Origin of the sequence: Streptomyces sp. HPF1205, from assembly GCF_020400825.1 — a bacterium.
Classification (GTDB): domain Bacteria; phylum Actinomycetota; class Actinomycetes; order Streptomycetales; family Streptomycetaceae; genus Actinacidiphila.
The window spans coordinates 23,919-43,185 of the sequence record NZ_JAINVH010000048.1; the positions used below are offsets into that span (position 1 = coordinate 23,919).

At 72.8% G+C, this 19,267-nt stretch carries 15 protein-coding genes and 1 pseudogene; 4 read left to right on the forward strand and 12 right to left on the reverse strand.

Translation table 11 applies throughout. The features are described from left to right. Nucleotides 1-14: 14 nt before the first annotated feature. The 4 genes from K7G61_RS33225 to bldG form a co-directional block, all read right to left on the reverse strand. The gene (locus tag K7G61_RS33225; protein ID WP_225850867.1) at nt 15-599 is read right to left on the reverse strand and encodes a small secreted protein; all 585 of its coding nucleotides are present in this window, start codon (nt 597-599) and stop codon (nt 15-17) included. A 342-nt stretch (nt 600-941) separates the two neighbouring features. Beyond that, on the reverse strand, nt 942-3,338 hold the full coding sequence (locus tag K7G61_RS33230) for a sodium-translocating pyrophosphatase (protein ID WP_225850868.1): 2,397 nt from the start codon (nt 3,336-3,338) through the stop codon (nt 942-944). A gap of 399 nt (nt 3,339-3,737) precedes the next feature. After that, nucleotides 3,738-4,148, reverse strand: a complete 411-nt coding sequence (locus K7G61_RS33235) for an ATP-binding protein (RefSeq protein ID WP_225850869.1) — start codon at nt 4,146-4,148, stop codon at nt 3,738-3,740. An 89-nt stretch (nt 4,149-4,237) separates the two neighbouring features. Continuing rightward, nucleotides 4,238-4,579 carry an anti-sigma factor antagonist BldG gene (gene bldG, locus K7G61_RS33240; RefSeq protein ID WP_031520166.1) on the reverse strand — a complete coding sequence of 114 codons (342 nt, stop codon included), beginning with the start codon at nt 4,577-4,579 and terminating at the stop codon, nt 4,238-4,240. A gap of 187 nt (nt 4,580-4,766) precedes the next feature. Here bldG and K7G61_RS33245 point away from each other — a divergent pair, with 187 nt between their 5' ends. Further along, complete coding sequence (locus K7G61_RS33245) at nt 4,767-7,490, forward strand: DEAD/DEAH box helicase (protein WP_225850870.1); 2,724 nt, start codon at nt 4,767-4,769, stop codon at nt 7,488-7,490. A gap of 75 nt (nt 7,491-7,565) precedes the next feature. Here K7G61_RS33245 and K7G61_RS33250 read toward each other — a convergent pair. The 7 genes and pseudogenes from K7G61_RS33250 to ssd all read right to left on the reverse strand — a co-directional run. Next, nucleotides 7,566-7,787: pseudogene (locus K7G61_RS33250) on the reverse strand (Rv3654c family TadE-like protein); the annotation flags it as partial. 53 nt (nt 7,788-7,840) lie between these two features. Continuing rightward, nucleotides 7,841-8,239 carry a TadE family type IV pilus minor pilin gene (locus K7G61_RS33255; protein WP_225850871.1) on the reverse strand — a complete coding sequence of 133 codons (399 nt, stop codon included), beginning with the start codon at nt 8,237-8,239 and terminating at the stop codon, nt 7,841-7,843. Then, on the reverse strand, nt 8,226-8,429 hold the full coding sequence (locus K7G61_RS33260) for a DUF4244 domain-containing protein (RefSeq protein WP_374204324.1): 204 nt from the start codon (nt 8,427-8,429) through the stop codon (nt 8,226-8,228). Before K7G61_RS33260 ends, K7G61_RS33255 begins: the two co-directional genes overlap by 14 nt. An 83-nt stretch (nt 8,430-8,512) precedes the next feature. After that, on the reverse strand, nt 8,513-9,121 hold the full coding sequence (locus K7G61_RS33265) for a type II secretion system F family protein (protein ID WP_225850873.1): 609 nt from the start codon (nt 9,119-9,121) through the stop codon (nt 8,513-8,515). Between the two features lie 554 nt (nt 9,122-9,675). Beyond that, nucleotides 9,676-10,473 carry a type II secretion system F family protein gene (locus K7G61_RS33270; protein WP_225850874.1) on the reverse strand — a complete coding sequence of 266 codons (798 nt, stop codon included), beginning with the start codon at nt 10,471-10,473 and terminating at the stop codon, nt 9,676-9,678. A 311-nt stretch (nt 10,474-10,784) separates the two neighbouring features. Continuing rightward, nucleotides 10,785-11,939 (reverse strand): TadA family conjugal transfer-associated ATPase, encoded by a 1,155-nt coding sequence (locus K7G61_RS33275; protein WP_225850875.1) that lies wholly within the window; start codon nt 11,937-11,939, stop codon nt 10,785-10,787. Then, a complete protein-coding gene (gene ssd / locus K7G61_RS33280) occupies nt 11,936-13,045 on the reverse strand; it encodes a septum site-determining protein Ssd (protein ID WP_225850876.1) in 1,110 nt (369 codons plus the stop codon). The genes K7G61_RS33275 and ssd overlap by 4 nt, the downstream gene beginning before the upstream one ends. A gap of 440 nt (nt 13,046-13,485) precedes the next feature. On the opposite strand from ssd, the gene K7G61_RS33285 reads away from it, so the two are divergent. After that, nucleotides 13,486-14,331 carry an HAD family phosphatase gene (locus K7G61_RS33285; RefSeq protein WP_225850877.1) on the forward strand — a complete coding sequence of 282 codons (846 nt, stop codon included), beginning with the start codon at nt 13,486-13,488 and terminating at the stop codon, nt 14,329-14,331. A gap of 376 nt (nt 14,332-14,707) precedes the next feature. Here K7G61_RS33285 and K7G61_RS33290 read toward each other — a convergent pair whose 3' ends face one another. Beyond that, entirely contained in the window at nt 14,708-15,571 is an 864-nt protein-coding gene (locus K7G61_RS33290; protein WP_225850878.1) for an oxidoreductase, read from the reverse strand. Between the two features lie 105 nt (nt 15,572-15,676). Here K7G61_RS33290 and K7G61_RS33295 point away from each other — a divergent pair, with 105 nt between their 5' ends. Both K7G61_RS33295 and K7G61_RS33300 read left to right on the forward strand, forming a co-directional pair. After that, the gene (locus tag K7G61_RS33295; RefSeq protein ID WP_225850879.1) at nt 15,677-16,672 is read left to right on the forward strand and encodes an ATP-binding protein; all 996 of its coding nucleotides are present in this window, start codon (nt 15,677-15,679) and stop codon (nt 16,670-16,672) included. 162 nt (nt 16,673-16,834) lie between these two features. After that, nucleotides 16,835-19,096, forward strand: coding sequence for a bifunctional SulP family inorganic anion transporter/carbonic anhydrase (locus tag K7G61_RS33300; protein WP_225850880.1), 2,262 nt, complete (start codon nt 16,835-16,837; stop codon nt 19,094-19,096). Nucleotides 19,097-19,267: the final 171 nt, after the last annotated feature.

Sequence of the window (19,267 nt, forward strand, 5' to 3'; positions counted from 1 at the left end):
CGACGTCGGACGTCCTACGACGACGCCGGGGACGCCGGGGTCGCGGTTCCCGAGACGCGCCGGCAACCGGGCTGTTTGGCCAGCGCCTGGCCCATGTCGCCCTGGCTCAGCGTCTTGAGCCGCTGCTGCCCCTGGGCGACGACGGTGTTCAGGTTGGTCGAGACCGAGCCGAGGCCGTCGGCGAACTTCTGCCGGTCACTGGTGACCAGGTTGTCGGTCTGCTTCTTCAGGTCCGCGTACTGGCCGGACAGGGCGGTGAAGGCGGCGACGGCGTTCTTCTGGTACGCGGCTCCGTCGCTGCCGGGTGCGGGGCCGGCGGAGTTGAAGATGCCGGCCAGCGACGTATAGGCGGCGGAGATCGTCTGGAAGCTCTGCGCGTCCGCGGCCTTGACAGTCGCCGGGGCGCCGTTGCTGGGGACCTTGCTCAGCGCCGTACTCGCGTCACTGATCTTTGTGAACTGGGTCGTGGCCTGGTCGCAGACGCCCTTGGCCCATTCATCGCGCTTCTTGCCGGTGTCGTCGCCGCCGCACGCGGACAGCGCCAGCAGCAGCGCCGTACCGCCGCACAGCGCGGCCGAGAGCTTCGTGGTCACCTTCACCGGTTGGTCCCTTCGCCGGCCCTGCTCATGAGCGCTTCCGAGCACGGCCCCGGAACATACACGGGAAGGGGGGGCCGACCGCGAATCCGCGAGACGATTTGAACCGTATTGGTGTGATTTTCCGTCGTTCACAGCAGAGCACCGCCGGCCAAGGGTGCCCGTGGCTCTTGGGCGCCCTTGGCCGGCGGTCCGCCCGGACCTGCTCGACGCCTTGGTGGCGGCTCGGGCCGACGCCAAGGCCGCGGCTCGGGCCGGCACCTTGGTGGCGGCTCAGGCGGGCGCCTTGGTGGCGGCTCAGGCGGGCGCCTTGGCGGCGGCTCGGGCCGGCACCTTGGCGGTGGCTCAGGCCACCACGGTCGAGTTCTTCTCGGAGGGCGCGGGGTCGCCGCCCGCGTCCCCGCCGTCGTCCTCGCTGTCCATGGCGATGCCGCGGCGCTTGGAGACGTACACCGCTCCGACGATGACCGCCACGGACACGGCCGCCACGCTGACGCGCACGCCGAGGTTGGCGTCGACGCCGTAGTTGAACTTCACCACCGCCGGGGCGATCAGGAGCGCTACCAGGTTCATGACCTTCAGCAGCGGGTTGATGGCCGGGCCCGCGGTGTCCTTGAACGGGTCGCCCACCGTGTCGCCGATGACGGTCGCGGCATGGGCGTCGCTCCCCTTACCGCCGTAATTGCCGTCCTCGACGAGCTTCTTGGCGTTGTCCCAGGCACCGCCCGAGTTGGCCAGGAACACCGCCATCAGGGCGCCGGCTCCGATCGCGCCCGCCAGATAGGAGGCGAGCGAACCGATGCCGAAGGTGAAGCCGACGGCGATCGGCGCCATGACGGCGAGCAGGCCGGGGGTTGCCAGTTCGCGCAGCGCGTCCTTGGTGCAGATGTCGACCACCCGGCCGTACTCGGGCAGTTCGGTGCCGTCCATGATCCCGGGGTGGTCGCGGAACTGGCGCCGTACCTCGTACACAACCGCGCCCGCGGAGCGGGAGACGGCGTTGATCGCCAGGCCCGAGAAGAGGAAGACCACGGACGCGCCGAGCAGCAGGCCGACGAGGTTGTTGGGCTGGGAGATGTCCAGCGAGAGCCATCGCCCGTCGGACACGGCCGGGTGGGCCTTGGCCACGGCGGTGTCCGTGGCCTCCTTGAAGGAGCCGAACAGGGCGGTCGCGGCCAGCACCGCGGTGGCGATCGCGATCCCCTTGGTGATGGCCTTTGTGGTGTTGCCGACCGCGTCGAGGTCGGTGAGCACCTGCGCGCCCTCCCCGTGGACGTCGCCGGACATCTCGGCGATGCCCTGGGCGTTGTCCGAGACCGGGCCGAAGGTGTCCATGGCGACGATGACGCCCACGGTGGTCAGCAGGCCGGTGCCGGCGAGGGCAACGGCGAACAGCGCCAGCCAGACGGAGGTGCCGCCGAGCAGGAACGCGCCGTAGACGGTCAGGCCGATCAGGACCGCCGAGTAGACCGCCGATTCCAGGCCGAGGGAGACGCCGGACAGCACGACGGTCGCCGGACCGGTCAGCGAGGTCTTGCCGATGTCCCTGACCGGGCGCCGGGTCGTCTCGGTGAAGTAGCCGGTGAGCTGCTGGATCACCGCCGCCAGCACGATCCCGATGGCCACCGCCACGATCGCGAGGGTGCGCGGGTCGCCCGGGTGACCGGAGATGTCGCTGCCGACGCCCTTGAGGTCGGCGTAGGAGGAGGGCAGGTAGGAGTAGACGGCGATCGCCACGCCGGCCAGTGAGATGACCGCGGAGATGAAGAAGCCGCGGTTGATGGCGCTCATGCCGCTGCGGTCGGAGCGGCGCGGGGCCACGGCGAAGATGCCCACCATGGCGGTGAGGACGCCGATGGCCGGGATGAGGAGGGGGAAGGCGAGGCCGGAATCGCCGAAGGCGACCTTGCCCAGGATCAGCGCGGCCACCAGGGTGACGGCGTATGACTCGAACAGGTCGGCGGCCATGCCGGCGCAGTCGCCGACGTTGTCGCCGACGTTGTCCGCGATCGTGGCCGCGTTGCGCGGGTCGTCCTCGGGGATGCCCTGCTCGACCTTGCCGACCAGGTCGGCCCCTACGTCCGCCGCCTTGGTGAAGATGCCGCCGCCGACACGCATGAACATCGCCAGCAGCGCCGCCCCGAAACCGAATCCCTCCAGCACCTTCGGTGCGTCGGCTTTGTAGATCAGTACGACCGCGGAAGCGCCGAGAAGACCGAGTCCCACGGTGAACATGCCCACCACGCCACCGGTCCTGAATGCGATCTTCATCGCCCGGTGGGAAACGGTCGTCAGGTCTTTCGCCGGTTCTCCGGGCTGTGATGTCGCCGCCCTCGCGGCGGCGGCTACGCGCACATTGCTGCGTACCGCCAATCGCATTCCCACATATCCGGTGACCGCGGAGAAGATCGCGCCCACCAGAAAGAAGATCGAACGGCCGATTCGCTGTGACGTACTGTCCGAAGGCAGCAGCATGAGCAGGAAGAACGCCGCGACGGCGAAGATCCCCAAAGTGCGGAACTGCCGTGCGAGGTAGGCATTGGCCCCCTCCTGCACGGCAGCGGCGATCTTCTTCATACTGTCGGTACCCTCGTCCGCCGCGAGCACTTCACGGACCAGCACGGCGGCGACCGCGAGTGCGGCCAGCGCTACCACCGCGATGATCCATACGAGAGCGCGATTACCGCTGGTCAATACCGGTGCCGCGGCAAGCGTGGTGTGAGGGGTGAGTGGCCCCGCCATTCGTCCTCCTTGACGTTTGGCGCATGGGCGTGCGGCTCTCGCGGCCTCCCTACGGCTGTTCAAGCCGCGCGCTCAGCGAGCTGAGCAAGATGGACGGATTGTAGGGAGCACCCGAAGATCAAAAAAGGGTGCCCGCTGGGAATTCCCACGGTAAGTGAAGGTGCGCGTTTCCGCGCGGCGCCATTCGGCCGTATGAGAGCCGCGCCCAGGAAGGAGCCGGGGCGGGTACCGGGGACAAGGCGGGGGCCGTGAGGCGAGAGGGGTCCGGAGGCGGAAGGGAGGCCCGACCTACGGCGGGGCCGCGGAACGTGGCGGGGCGGTTGGCCGGGCGTGGGACGGCGAGTCGGACGCGTGGCGAGGCGGTGGGCCGAAGGTGGGAGACGTCCTACGGGAAGCGAGCTACGGGGCCACCGTGGGCCAGCTCATACGGATGACGCCGCCCTTCTCGCCGTCCAGCACCTCGAAGTCGTCGACGAGGCCGCTGATGACGGCCAGGCCCATCTCCCCCTCGTCGTCGGCGGCCTCGTCGCCCGAGTCCGGGGCGGAGCCGGACGTCGTGCCGGGCACCTCGTCGGCCACCTCGATGGAGAACTTCTTGTCGTCCTCGGTGAGCCGCACCTGGACGGGTGCCTCCACCCCGCTGTTGCGGTGCAGGCCGACGGCCCGGCTGCAGGCCTCGCCCACCGCCAGCCGCACCTCGTCGAGAGCCGCCTCGTCCACCCCCGCCCGGCGCGCCACGGCCGCGGCCACCAGCCGTGCGGTGCGCACGTGCTCCGGCTGGGCGCTGAAGAGCAGTTCTACGGTGGGCATGGTCCCCCTCCGGTCCTGTGGGTGGGCAGAACAGGGGACCGGACGGGCGTGCCGCCCGGTGCCCCTCTCGGGCGACGTCGCTCGGACGGTCAGTCGGTCGCCGCGACAGCCTCGTCGACCGAGGTGTGGATCGGGAACACCTTGGTCAGGCCGGTGATACGGAAAATCTTCAGGATGCGCTCCTGGTTGCACACCAGACGCAGCGATCCCTCGTGCGCACGCACCCGCTTCAGCCCACCGACGAGCACACCCAGGCCGGTGGAGTCGAGGAAGTCGACACCCTCCATGTCCACGACCAGGTGGTAACTCCCGTCGTTCACGAGCTCCACCAGCTGCTCACGCAGCTTGGGCGCGGTGTACACATCAATCTCGCCGCCGACTTCGACGATCGTGCGATCGCCGACGGTTCGGGTCGACAGGGACAGGTCCACGGATCCTCCAGCACCTTGCATCGACGCGGCGCCCCCCTGGGGCCTCCCCACCGACGGTAGCGGGGGCGCCTCCCCACCGACGGTAGGGGAAGAAGCGGCGGCCGCGATGGCATTCAATCACTTCGCGGTGGGCCTGCACGACGCCTTACTGCGATTGTCCGTCACTCCGGTGACACACTGAGTGCCGATGGCCCAGGATCATCGTCCGCAGTCGGCGCACGGGCGCCCGTCCCCACGGACCGCTTTGGAGCGGCTCGCCGCGGGGGCCGACCGCGCCGTACGCATCACCCATACGGAGCACCTGCCCGCGCGGGCGGGCCGCCATGCGTCCTGGCCGGACGCCATCCGCCCCGAAGTCGTCGCGGCGATCCGGGCCGCGGGGATCGACCGGCCGTGGGAACACCAGGCCCTCGCCGCAGGCCACGCGGTACGGGGCGATTCGGTCGTGGTCGCCACGGGCACGGCCTCCGGCAAGTCCTTGGCGTATCTGGCCCCGGTGCTCAGCGCGCTCCTCGACGGCGCCGAGCGGCCCCCCGGGCGGGGGGAGACGGCCGCGTCCGCGGAGGGTTCCGCGTCCGCGGAGACGGCCGGCGGGGAGGGCGCGGCCGGGCCGGCCGCCGCCGGCGCGCGGGGAGGCCGGGCAGGGCGGGGACGCCCGCCCGGACAGGGGCCCTCGGCCGGGCGGGGCGCCACGGCGCTGTACCTGGCGCCGACCAAGGCCCTCGCCGCCGATCAGCGCCGGGCGGTGGCCGCTCTCGCCGCGCCTTTGGGCACGGCGGTCAGACCCGCCGTCTACGACGGCGACACGCCCGTCGAGGAACGCGAGTGGGTACGCCAGTACGCGACCTACGTGCTGACCAACCCCGACATGCTCCACCGCGGCATCCTGCCCGGCCACGCCCGCTGGTCCTCCTTCCTGCGCGGCCTGCGGTACGTCGTGATCGACGAGTGCCACGCCTATCGCGGCGTCTTCGGTTCGCACGTCGCCCAGGTGCTGCGCCGCCTGCGGCGGGTGTGCGCCCGCTACGGGGCCGATCCGGTCTTCCTGCTCGCCTCCGCGACCGCGGCCGATCCGGGCAGGACCGCCGGGCTGCTGACCGGCGTGCCGGTCGCCGAGGTCACCGAGGACACCTCGCCGCGAGGCGAGCTGGCCTTCGCCCTCTGGGAGCCGCCGCTGACCGCCCTGTCCGGGGAGCACGGCGCTCCGGTCCGGCGCACGGCGACCGCCGAGTCCGCCGAGCTGCTCACCGACCTGGTCCTCCAGGGTGTACGCACGGTCGCCTTCGTACGCTCCCGTCGCGGCGCCGAACTGGTGGCCCTGATCGCCCAGGAACGCCTCGCCGAGATCGACTCCGGACTCCCCCACCGGGTCGCCGCCTACCGCGGCGGGTACCTGCCCGAGGAGCGGCGCGCCCTCGAACGCGACCTGCACTCCGGCCGCCTCCTCGGCCTCGCCTCGACCTCCGCGCTGGAACTCGGCGTCGACGTCTCCGGCCTCGACGCCGTGCTGCTGGCCGGCTATCCGGGCACCAGGGCGTCCCTGTGGCAGCAGGCGGGCAGGGCCGGCCGCACCGGGCAGGGCGCTTTGGCGGTCATGGTGGGCCGCGACGACCCCCTCGACACGTATCTCGTCCACCACCCCGAGGCGATCTTCGAACGGCCGGTGGAGTCCACCGTCCTCGACCCCGACAACCCTTACGTCCTCGCCCCCCACCTGTGCGCCGCTGCCGCCGAGCTGCCGCTCACCGAGGACGATCTCGTCCTCTTCGGGCCGGAATCCGCCTCCCTCGTACCGCAGTTGGAGAAGCGGGGACTGCTGCGGCGCCGCGCCGGCGGGTGGTACTGGACCCGGCGCGAACGGGCCGCCGACCTCACCGACATCCGCGGCGAGGGCGGTCGGCCGGTCCAGGTCGTGGAGTCCGCCACCGGCCGTCTGCTGGGCACGGTGGACGCGGGCGCCGCGCACACGACCGTGCACGAGGGGGCCGTTCATCTCCACCAGGGCCGCACCTACCTGGTCCGGCGTCTGGACCTGGAGGACGGCGTCGCGCTCGTCGAACGCGCCGACCCGCCGTACTCCACGATGGCCCGCGACACCACCGAGGTCAGCGTCCTGACCGACGAGATGGAGGAGCCCTGGGGGGAGGCCCGCATCCACTTCGGGTCGGTCGAGGTCACCCACCAGGTCGTCTCCTTCCTGCGCCGCCGTCTGCTGACCAACGAGGTGCTCGGCGAGACCAGACTCGACCTGCCACCGCGCACGCTGCGCACCCGCGCGGTGTGGTGGACGGTCACGTCCGCCCAACTGGACGCCGCCCGCATCCACCCCGAGGAACTGCCCGGCGCGCTGCACGCCGCTGAGCACGCCTCCATCGGCCTCCTTCCGCTGTTCGCCACGTGCGACCGGTGGGACATCGGCGGCGTCTCCATACCGCTGCACGCCGACACCGGCCTGCCCACCGTCTTCGTCTACGACGGCCACCCCGGCGGCGCGGGCTTCGCCGAACGCGCCTTCCGCACCGCCCGCTCCTGGCTCACCGCCACCCGCGAGGCCATCGCCTCCTGCGAGTGCGACTTCGGCTGCCCCTCCTGCGTCCAGTCCCCCAAGTGCGGCAACGGCAACGACCCCCTCGACAAGGCCGCCGCCGTCCGCCTCCTGGACTGCCTTCTGGCCGCGGGACCCCAGAACGGGGAAGGCGAGGACGAGGGCCAGGGCACGGACGCGGGCCGAAGCGGGACGAACGCGACTGGGAGCGGTGCAAGCGCTCCCGACGCCGACCCGGCCGTCACGAAACCGGACATCACCGAGCCGGACGTCACCGAACCCGACGCCGATACGGGCACGTGCACGGAAACCGACACCGGCACCGGACCCGGACCCGGACCCGACGGCAGCGGCGGTGCGGGCTGAGCGCGGGTCCCCGCCCCGGTAGGCGGCTTCCGGCGGTCCGGCCCTGGACCTGACCCTGGCCCCGCCGACCCGCGCCACCACGTCGGACACCTCCCCGCGCACCGAGCAGCTGACGAGTACGGCGCCCTGCGCCCCGGCCACCCTTGCGGCCAGGGCGCACGCCGCGCCCCGGCCGTCCAGGGCGTGATCGGCGGCGGCGAGGGCGGCCAGGTCCGCTGCGGCGCCGGCCCGGTGACGCGCGATCACCGCCCGGTCCATCAGCAGCACGGCCGTGAAGACCGCCAGGAGCGCCCCCATCAGCCCGAGCGACCACACCGTGGCCGAACCCCGGTCGTCCGGGCAGTGCCGGCTCACGGCCCCGCGCCTTCCCCGCCCGCGCCCGCGGCGTCCGCACCCACGGTGTCCTCGGCGAGAGCCGCGGCCTCCGCTGTGATCGGAACCGGGTACCGAGGCATCGGCACGGTGACACGTACCCGAACCATGTCGCCGTCCCGCGCCACCCGCACCTGGGCGCCGGCGGGCGCCGCCCGCCGCGTCACTTCACGCACCACGTCCGGCGTCTCCGACCGGGCCGCGGCCCGGGCGCCGGCCCGGGCCGCGTCCTCGCACCGGACCTGCGCCGCGGCGGCCATGAGTCCCCAGATCAGCAGCGCGGCCAGCCCCACCAGGACGGGGATCACCATCGCCGTCTCGGCCGTGACATAGCCGCCGTCCCCGCGACGCGGCCCGGCACGCTCAGAACGGCACATGGAGCGCCCTCTCGATCACCCCGGTGAGCGCCGACCGCACCGGCCCGCTCGTCACGATCCGGTAGAGCACGGCGGCGAATCCGCATGCCGCGATCGTGCCCACCGCGTACTCCGCCGTACTCATCCCGGCGTCCATCGCCTCGCGGCACCGCCGTACCCTGCGGCCCAGCCGGACGGCGAACTTCTCCATCATGATCATTTCCTCCTGAGTTGTGTTTGTCGTGGTCAGGGGGGTGCTTTCACCCACCTGGGGGAATGCCGGCATTCGGGTGGTCACCCGAGGCGGCCGCCGAGGACCGTCCCGGCCAGCCCGATCACCACGGGAGCGACGCCGACCAGCAAGAAGGCGGGCAGGAAGCACACGCCCAGGGGCGCTGTGGCGAGGACCGCAGCCTTTCGCGCGCGGGCGAGCGCCGAACGGGTCTGCCCGGCCCGGTAGTCCGCCGCAAGCCGCGACATCTCGGCGAAGGGCGCGCTGCCCGTCACCGACGCCCGCGCCAGACACCGGCCCATCTCACGGGCCCCTGTCAGGCGGCCGAACCGCTCCCAACACTCGTCCGGTTCCGCGCCGAACCGCAGTTCGGCCCGCGTCCGTATCAGCGCGGTCCCCAACGGGCCGCCCATGCACCGCCCCACGGCCTCGGCCGCCTCCCCAGGCGTCGCGCCTGCGGCCAGGCAGGCGGCCATCAGGTCGGCGCACAGGGGAAGTTCCGACGGGTCGGGCCGCTCGCCTCCCTCCGCGCCCTGAGCGGCGCCCTGCCGCCTCGTGAGCCAAGCCCGGGCCCCGAACGCCGCCCCCACCCCGGCGAGGACGCCCGTCAGCCCTCCGACGAGGACGGCCACTCCCAGCCCGGCGCCGACCGCTGGACCCCATTCCCGCATCAGCCCGCCGGCGTCGGCCCGCGGCCACCGCGGCCCTGTCTCCCGCCCGGTCCCGGCGCCGTCCCCCGCGTCCGGTCCCTGTCCCGGTGCCGGTTCCGGCCGCCTGCCGAGGCCGGCCGCCGACTCCGGACCGGACTCGGGCACCTTCCTCCGAGGCGTAGGCCCGCGGTCCGAGCCGGGGCCGCGCCCTGAGCCCGGTCCGGCCTTCCGGTCCGGTCCCGGCCACGCGCCCGTCCCGGCGTGCGGCCCCGAACGCGACCGCTGCCCCGCTCGCGCACGAACGGCTGAGGCCGGCCTCAAGGCCGATCGCGGCACCCGCGCCGCCCCCGGCGTCGGCCGTGGCCCCGCCTTCCGGCGGCCCGACGCGGAGCCCGAGCCGACGCCGGTCCCCGGCCGGGGCCTTCGCCCGGGCTCGTGAACGCTTCCCGCGTCCACGATCGCCCGCGCCGCGCGGTCCTCCCGGCGCCGCCGCACGTCGACGAATGCCAGGGCCGCGGCGAGGGCGCCGAGTACGAGCGCCGCGGTCATCCCCAGGCTGTGGACGGACCAGCCGCTCATGCCGCCCTCCTGTCCGCCGCCTTCGTCGCGGTCGTCCTGGGTGCGGGGCCGCGCTCCGCGCGACGAACGATCCTGGCGGTCCACGCGAGCCCCGCCCACTCCAGCAGCCCTCCCGCGGCCAGGCAGAACAATCCGGTCGGCGTGTGCAGCAGGACCCTGAAGGGGTCGGCCCCCAGGCCCGCTCCCAGCAGGAGGCCGAAAACGGGGAGCAGTGCCAGCAGCACCGCCGTGGACCGCGGTCCGGCCAACTGGGCCCGCAGGTCGTCCCTCTGGTCCGCCTCGGCCCGCAGCGCGGCGGCCACGCGGTCCAGCGCGGCGGCCAGTCCCGCACCGCCGTCCATACCGACCTGCCAGCACGCGGCAGCCGCGACGAGCCCTTGAGCGCCCTCCTGGAGGCGCCCCGCCGCACGCAAAGCCTCGGGGACGTCCCCGCCGAAGCGAGCGGCGGACAGCAGCAGCCTTGCCTCCTCGGCCAGTTCGGGGGTCGCCGGCCATCCGGCCGACTCGACAGCGTCACCCAGCGCGGTGTGCGCGGGTCGTCCGGTGCGCAGGTCCGCGGCCGTCGCGCCGCACAGCGCGGCCACCGCCGCCATCCTCCGTTCGGCCGCCGCACGCTCGCCGCGCCGACGCAGTGCCCGCCCCGCCAGCGGCCACCCGGCCGCTCCTGCGAGCACAGGCAGCGGCGAACGGGTGACCACACCCAGCGCCAGTCCGAGCGGCAGACACACCGCCTGCGGGCCGACTCCGGGCAGGGGCCACCATTGCGGACCCGGCAGCCCGGGTCCCCTCGGCATGGGCTCCTTCGTCCGCAACCGCAGGGCGCCGATCCACCGGGAGGGTCCTCTTCCGTCCCGCTCCGGCTCCGAAGCCGCCGCCCGTACGGGTCGCAGCCGGGTCCGAAGCCACCGCCGGAGCCGGGCCACCGCTTCGATCACCCCGGGCCACGGGAAGGGCTGTGAGAACCGTCCGGGACCTCCCGGGGCCGGGCCTTCGAGGAGCCGCCTCGCCCTGCGGCCCGCGTCCTGCCGGCTGCACGCCGCGTACAGCGCGAGCACGGCACACAGTGCGGCGGCCCATACGAGGGCCCTCGGGTCCGCCCCGGCGGTCATGACGCGTCCCCCGCGCACAGGGCCATCAGCCGCTCCCAGCCCGGTCCCCGCTCGCCGGCGCCCCTGGCGTCGCGCGTCAGCGCCGGCACGGTGGCCACCAGCCCGTCGGCGCCACGCCGCAGGACGTGGACCTCCGCGACCCGCCGCCGGCCCGAGTCGTCCCGCACCAGATGAACGACGACGGAGAGAGCGGCCGCCAGCTGGCTGTGCAGAGACGCCCTGTCGAGCCCAGCGGTCATTCCGAGCGCTTCCAGGCGGGCCGGGACGTCCGAGGCGGCGTTGGCGTGCACGGTGCCGCACCCGCCCTCATGGCCGGTGTTCAAGGCGGCGAGCAGGTCGGTGACCTCGGGGCCGCGCACCTCGCCCACGACGAGCCGGTCGGGTCGCATGCGCAGCGCCTGGCGGACCAGGTCCCGCAAGGTGACCAGACCGGCGCCCTCCTGGTTGGCGGGGCGGGTCTCCAGGCGGACCACATGCGGGTGGTCGGGGCGAAGCTCCGCCGAGTCCTCGGCGAGAACGACGCGCGCCGCCGGGTCGACCAGTCCGAGCAGACAGCTGAGCAGCGTGGTCTTGCCTGAGCCTGTGCCGCCGCTGATCAGGAAGGACAGGCGGGCGTCGAGGATCGCGCCGAGCAGCGCCGCGGTCTCGGCGTCCAGCGTGCCGACCGCGATCAGCTCGGCCAGGGTGAAGGCCCGGGCCCGCACCACCCGCAGCGACAGGCACGGCGAGCCGACGACCACCGGTGGCAGCACGGCGTGCAGCCGCGTGCCGTCCGGGAGGCGACCGTCCACCCACGGGCACGCGTCGTCCAGTCGGCGCCCCGCGCTCGTGGCCAGTCGCTGAGCGAGGCGGCGCACGGCGCCCGTGTCGGCGAAGCCCACCTCGCTGCGTTCGAGCCCGCGACCGCGGTCGATCCAGACCTGGTCCGGCGCGTTGACGAGGATGTCGGTGACCTCGGGGTCGGCGAGCAGCGGCTCCAGCGGACCGGCGCCGACGAGTTCGGAGCGCAGGGCGGTGACCACGCCGAGCACTTCGGCGTCGCCGAGCAGCCGCCCCTCGGCCCGGAGCGCCGCGGCCACCCGGGCGGGCGTCGGCTCGCCGCCGTGCTCGGCAAGGCGCATGCGTACGGCGTCGAGGAGTTCGGCGGTCATACGGTCACGCTCCCGCCCGCGGGCATCGCCTGCGCGAGGAAGGCGGCGCAGAACCGGGCAAGGGGGCCGCGCCCGGACGAGCCGGGCGGGCCGTCCCCGGCCGGGTCGGCGGCGAGTGCTGGTTCGTCGGGCAGTTCGCCCGCGAGCGGCAGTCCCACCAGGCGGGCGATCTCGTGATCGTCCAGCCCCGGCCGGAAGGGGCCGCGCGCGACGATCCGCAAGTCCTTCAGGACCATGGTGACCGCTGACGCCACGCGGGCGGCGGCGGCCACCGCCCGCAGATCGCCGGGTACGACGAGCAGCCCGACGTCGATCTGCGCCAGGGTCTCGGCGACCGTCTCGTCGACCCGGCGCGGCAGATCGACCACGACCAGACCGCCGCGGCGGCGGGCGGCTCCGAGCACGGACCGCATGGCATGTGGCGGCACCACCACCGTGTCACCGCGGTCCCAGCTCAGCACGCTGAGGGAGTCGAGGTGGGGCAGCGACTCCTCGAGCGCGCCGCTGTTGACCCGCCCCCGGGAGTCGGCGAAATCCGGCCAGCGCAGACCGCCGGTGCGCTCGGCGCCGAGCAGGATGTCCAGACCCCCGCCGAGCGGGTCACCGTCGATCAGCATGGTGCGTCGGCCGGTGCGGGCCGCGGTGACGGCGAGCGCGCAGGCCAGGGTGCTGGCCCCGGCGCCGCCCCTGCCGCCGACGATCCCGACGGTCAGCGCGGGCTCGCCCGCTCCCTCGGCCACGTCGGCGATCCGGTCGACCAGCCAGGTCTCGCCGTCGGGCAGCATGACCAAGTGGTCGGCGCCGATGTCCAGGGCGTGCCGCCAGACCTCGTGGTCGTGGAGGTCCCTGCCGACGAGCAGCACGCCCTTGCGGCGTGCCGCGCCGCGGACCCTTCCGGAAGCCTCCGCTCCGACCAGGACGAGCGGTGCGTTGTCCCACCGACTCGCCCGTGGTGGCGCGGCGAAGACCACTTCCGGTTCCGTCCCGGCCGCCGCGCACAGGCGCAGCAGATCATCGAGAAGAGATTCGTCCTCGGTCACAATCAGCGGCCCACTGGGGCGTTCCGCCGAGGTCCGCGGTCGATCGGGCCTCATGTCCCGTGTCATTTTTCCGTCCCCCGTCACGTCGGTTGCGAGCACGGCGTGCTTCGCTTGCGATCAGCTTGGGGGAGAGACGGGGAATTGGGATGATCTTGGTCGGAATCTGTGGACAACTCGGCGATTGTGGATAACTTCGCCACTCGGACGGGTGACTTCCGGTCTTCCGCGGAACGATTACACACCGTCACTCGTCGTACACGGCAGAGCGCACACATGTACGAAGGAGGAGCTCATGACCACGCACCGAGCCGAGCCGGGCCGGGAGCTGCGACATGTGTCCGGACATGCGACGACCCCCGCCGGGGGGGAGAGCGGGGGTCGTCCCCACGGTCCGACTCGGGGGGGGAGGAGCCAGACCGGGTTAGCACGGTCGCGAACGATCCGTGACTTCCATGGTGTACCCGAAGGCCTTCTCAGGCAAACCCACGCGCCTCAGCTTACGCCGAATGGTGGTTGCCTATGCTCGTCCCGTGGAAAACCACCTGCCGCCGCGCACCGCCGCGTTCTTCGATCTCGACAAGACCGTGATCGCCAAGTCCAGCACCCTCGCCTTCGGACGCTCCTTCTACCAGGGCGGCCTCATCAACAGGCGGGCAGTATTGCGGACCGCATACGCCCAGTTCGTGTACTTGGTGGGGGGCGCGGACCACGACCAGATGGAAGGTATGCGCAAATACCTCTCCGATCTCTGCCGCGGCTGGAATGTGCAGCAGGTGCGGGAGATCGTCGCCGAGACGCTGCACGAGCTCATCGACCCGATCATCTACGACGAGGCCGCCTCACTGATCGAGGAGCACCACGCCGCCGGTAGGGACGTGGTCATCGTCAGCGCCTCCGGCTCCGAGGTGGTTGAGCCCATCGGCCGGATGCTGGGCGCCGACCACGTCGTGGCCACGCGGATGGTGGTGGAGGACGGCGCGTACAACGGCGAGATCGAACATTACGTCTACGGTCCGGCGAAAGCCGAGGCCATCACCCGGCTGGCGGAGTCGGAAGGGTACGACTTGAAGCGGTCGTTCGCCTACAGCGACTCGGTGACCGACATCCCCATGCTGGAGTCGGTGGGGCACCCGTACGCGGTCAACCCGGACCGGGCACTGCGGAAGGAGGCCGTCGCCCGGGAGTGGCCGATTCTGACCTTCAGCCGTCCGGTCCGGCTGCACCAGCGCATCCCGGCACTGACCATGCCCCGGATGTCCGTGCTCGCGGCGGCGGCGGTCGGTGCGGCCGCCGTCACGGCCGGGCTCGTCTGGCTGGCCTCGCGCCGCCGCCGGCCCGCCCTTATGTCCTGATTGAAGGGAAAAGTAAAAACCGTGACCAGGGGTTCCGCTTCGTAGCGGTCGGCGGTAAAAAGGACCTAGCGGCCCGCGAGACCACGGAGTTCCGAGAGGAAGACCGAGTTCACAGCAGACGGCCCCACGGACCGAGCACGAAAGTCGGGCACCCACGCGTAGCCGACCCGCCAACCGGGCCAGCCGTACCAGGTGACGGGCGAAGATCCCGGCCTGATCGGCGAAACACCGCGCACGCACTGGTAACTCGACGGCCGTGCCGGCGGCGGCACCCCCGAGGTGCCGCCGCATTCCTTTCCCGAGGCAATTCCTCAGGCAACCGCTGCCCGCCGGCCTGCGACGACGGCCGGCACGTGCGCTCTTCGGGCCGCACCTATCAGGCCGCGCCCCGCTGCAGCGCCTCGCAGACGGCGACGCTCTCACGCACGCCCAGCTCCAGTGCCCGGCCGCAATGCGTGATCCATTCGGCCATCCCCTCGGGAGTGCCGGACGCGTAGCCCTTCAGGGCCTTGAGGTATCCGGCCCGGCCCAGTTCGGCGTGCCCGACCTCCGCCGGGCAGACGGATTTCGGATCGAGGCCGCTGCCCACCAGTACGACGCGCTCGGCGGCACGCGCGACCGGGCCGTTGAAGGACCCGAAGGGGCGCAAGGAAAGCAGTTCGCCGTGCACCACCGCGCCGACCACCAGCGCCGGGGCGGTGGAGCCCGCCCGCAGCAGCCCGGCGAGACCGTCGATCCGCGCGGTCACCTCGTCCGGCTCGGGCAGCGGTATCCCGGCGAGGCCGGTCAGGGTCTCCGCCACCGGCTCCCCGGCCAGCCGGGGCCGCCCGACCGTCGAGGGCTCCGCCGCGCCACCGGCGGCGACCAGGTGCAACCGGGCCAGCGCCTGGAGCGGCGACTGCCGCCACACGCTCAGCAGTTGACCGGCCTCGGCGGTAAGCCGCAGCGCCGCACCGACCGTACGTGCCTGGTCGTCGGCGGAGAAGTCGCTCCGCCGGCGCACCTCCTCCAGCGGCCAGTCGGCGCCCGCGAGAGCCGCGGAGGCCCGGGCGCCGCGCAGCGCGGCCTCGGAAGCGACCTCCTGCGACCTGCGGCGCATCACCCGGTGCCCGTACACCGCGTCCACCGCCTGCCGTACGGAGTCCACCGCCTCCGGCACGCCGGGCAGTTCACCGAGGGCGGCCAGCGGGTCCTGCCGCCCGGGCGCGGAGCCGGGGGACGGAGCTGCGTTCGTAGCCATGTCACGACCCTACGCATCACCCGGACGGCGACACGACCACGAACGAGTGGCCTTGCCCACTCGGGCAGCGCCCGGAGGCCGTGGCCGCCGCTACGCTCACCGAACATGAAGATCGCTTTCGTTGGCAAGGGCGGCAGCGGCAAGACCACGCTGTCGTCCCTTTTCGTCCGCCATCTCGCCGCCGAGCGGGTCCCGGTCGTCGCGATCGACGCGGACATCAACCAGCACCTCGGCCCCGCCCTGGGCATGGAGGAGGACGAGGCCGCCGCGCTGCCCGCGCTGGGGGCCCACCTGCCGGAGATCAAGGCGTACCTGCGCGGCGCCAACCCCCGTATCGCCTCCGCCGAGGAGATGATCAAGACCACTCCGCCGGGCCGCGGCTCGCGGCTGCTGCGCCTGTGCGAGGACAACCCCGTCTACGCGGCCTGCGCCCGCCGTCTCGACCTCGACGACGGCGGGGTGCGCCTGATGGTGACCGGGCCCTTCAACGAGTCCGACCTCGGCGTCGCCTGCTACCACTCCAAGGTCGGCGCGGTGGAGCTGCTCCTGAACCACCTCGTGGACGGCCGCGGCGAGTACCTGGTCGTCGACATGACGGCCGGCAGCGACTCCTTCGCCTCGGGAATGTTCACCCGTTTCGACATGACGTTCCTGGTCGTCGAGCCCACCCGCAAAGGCATCGCCGTCTACCGGCAGTACAAGGAGTACGCCCGCGACTTCGGCGTGGGCCTGTCGGTCGTCGGCAACAAGGTCCAGGGCGCGGACGACCTCGCCTTCCTGCGCGACGAGGCGGGCGACGACCTTCTGGCGACGGTCGGCCACTCGGACTGGGTCCGCGCCATGGAGAAGGGCCGCCCGCCCCGATTCGAACAGTTGGAGGAGGCCAACCGGCAGGCACTACGCACGCTCCACGCCCGAGCCGACGCGGCGTACGAGGCCAGGGACTGGACCCGGTACACCGAGCAGATGGCCCATTTCCACCGGAAGAACGCCGAAAGCTGGGGCAACGCCAGGACCGGCGCCGACCTCGCCGCCCAGATCGACCCGGCTTTCGTGCTGAGCGAAGCTTTGGTGCATACGACGACGGCGCCGACCGGCTGACCGGCTGACCGGCTGACCGGCTGACCAAACCGCTGTTCCTCTGATCCGACAATTCACTCCACAGCGGGAAATCACGGACTAATTCACCCCCCTTCTCTTCACTCTCCGCATCCGCTTCGTTACTCTCCATTTACACGCACTTGTGCAATTGGAGGGGGAAGCATGAAAGTCCACAGGTCCGACCTGTCCGCGTCGATCACCGTGTTCCTGATCGCCGTCCCTCTGTCACTGGGCATCGCGGCGGCAGCCGGCGCCCCACCACAGGCGGGACTGATCGCGGCTGCCGTCGGTGGCCTCCTGGCCGGGCCGCTCGGCGGCGCACCGCTCCAGGTCAGCGGGGCGGCGGCCGCGCTTGTCGTGGTCACCGCCGACCTGGTCCACCGCTACGGCTGGCGGGCCACCTGCGCCGTCACCGTGCTGGCCGGCCTCGCCCAAATGCTGGTCGGAAGCCTGCGCGCGGCCAGGGCGGCCCTGGCGCTCGGTCCGGCGGTCGTGCGCGGCACGCTCGCCGGGATCGGTGCGGTCATCACCCTGGGGCAGGTGTACGTGGTGCTCGGCGGGAGCGCGCGGAGCACCGCCTTGAGGAACATCGAGGGGCTGCCGGAGCAGGTGGCTCATGCCCGCCCCACCGCTGTGGCGATCGGGGCGCTGACCGCCGCCGTCCTGTTGGGCTGGCCCCGGTTGAAGGGCCGTTTCGCCCGGCTGGGCGCGATCCCCGCGCCACTCGCCGCGGTCGCCCTGGCCACGGCGGTGAGTGCCGGGCAGGCCGTGCCGCGTGCCACGCCGCCCGTCTGGAGCACACCGGTGCTGCCCACACTGCCGTCCGGCCCCGCGCTGGGCATCGCCGCCGCGGTCCTGACCGTCGCGCTGGTGGCGAGCATGGAGTCGTCGCTGTCGGCCGTCACCGTCGACACCTTGCGGGCCAAGCGGCCGGGACCGCACGCCCCGCCGCCGGCCGACCTGGACCGCGAACTGCTCGGCCAAGGCGCGGCGAACGTGGTGTCGGGGCTGCTCGGCGGCCTGCCCGTCGCGGGCTGCGCCGTCCGCGGCCCGGCAAACGTGGCCGCCGGCGCGCGCACGCGAGGGGCCACCGTGCTGCACGGCTTGTGGGTGGTCCTGTTCGCAGGTGCGACAGCGGGCGGAGCTCTCGGCGCCGTCCCGTCGGCAGCCCTGGCCGCGCTGGTGGCGGCGGTGGGCATTCACATGATCAGCTTTGCGCACATCAGGCACATCCAGTGGCATCGGGAGTTCCCGGTGTACGCGGCCGCTGCCGGCGGTGTGGCGCTTTTCGGGGTGCCGCAGGGAATGACGGCGGGCATCGCGGTCGCCGCCTTCCTGGCGTTGCGCCGGATGGCGTTGCGCTGGTCGGGGTTGCGCTGGTCGGGGTTGCGTCGTCCCGCGCGCTTCCGCTCCGACCGGGCCGACCTCGCCGACCCCGCCCACCCGGCTGTCCACGCCGGCACCGCTGCCCCCGCTGCCCCCGCTGCCCACGCCGGCACCGCCCGGCACCGGTTCCGCTTTCGCGTCACCCGGGAAGCGGCGGACGCGAGCTCCGGCGCCACCGCCGCCGGACCGATGAAGGCGCACGCCTGCCGGCCGTGGACACCCTGGCGCGATCACCGCTGCGTACGTCCGGCAGCCTCGCCGGCCACAGGGGTCGGCCCGCTGCTCGGCGGCGTCAGCGCCTTCCAGCGCGACACCGCCCCGCTGGTCCGCGAGGAACTGTCCCGCCTCGCCCGCGAGGGCCAGGCCCCCACTCAGCTCTTCCTGACCTGCGCCGACTCCCGGCTGGTCACCAGCATGATCACGTCGAGCGGCCCGGGCGGCCTGTTCACCGTCCGCAATATCGGCAACATGATGCCGCCGCCCGGTTCGGACACGTCCTGCGACTCGGTGGCGGCCGCGGTCCAGTACGCGGTGGAGGTGCTGCGGGTGTCCAGCATCACCGTGTGCGGCCACTCCGGATGCGGCGCGATGCAGGCGCTGCTCGGCTCCGGCCACGAGCCGGGCGCCCAGACTCCCCTGGCGAGGTGGCTGCGGCACGGCAGGCCGAGTCTGGCCAGGATGGGCCGGATCGGTCGGCTCGGCAGGGGCGAAGTGGCAGTCGCCGAGCGACCGGTCGCCGACGACCTGGAGCGCCTCGCCCTTGTCAACGTGATGATCCAACTCGACAACCTGATGGCCCACCCGTGCGTGGCCCGGCGCGTCTGCGAGGGCACTTTGCAGCTGCACGGCATGTACTTCCACGTCGGCGAGGCACAGGCGTACATGCTGGACCGGCCGAGGAGTGTCTTCCGCGCGGTACGGCCGGACACGGCCTCAGCCGGTGGCGCCGGGTACGCGTCAGCGCCCCACTGGGGAACCGGCGGAGGGCCGGACGACGGCCCGTGGCACGACCCGCGGAACCTCGCCACAAAGGTCTAAACCATTTTGGCGGAAGACCCTTGTCACGGTGGGCGAGGACTGGTGAGGTAGTGCCGGGACATCTGGGACACCTGACAAGGAGCTGGCGTGAGCACCAACGAGAGCCTGGCGAATCTGTTGAAGGAGGAGCGGCGGTTCGCTCCGCCGGCGGATCTGGCGGCGGCGGCGAAT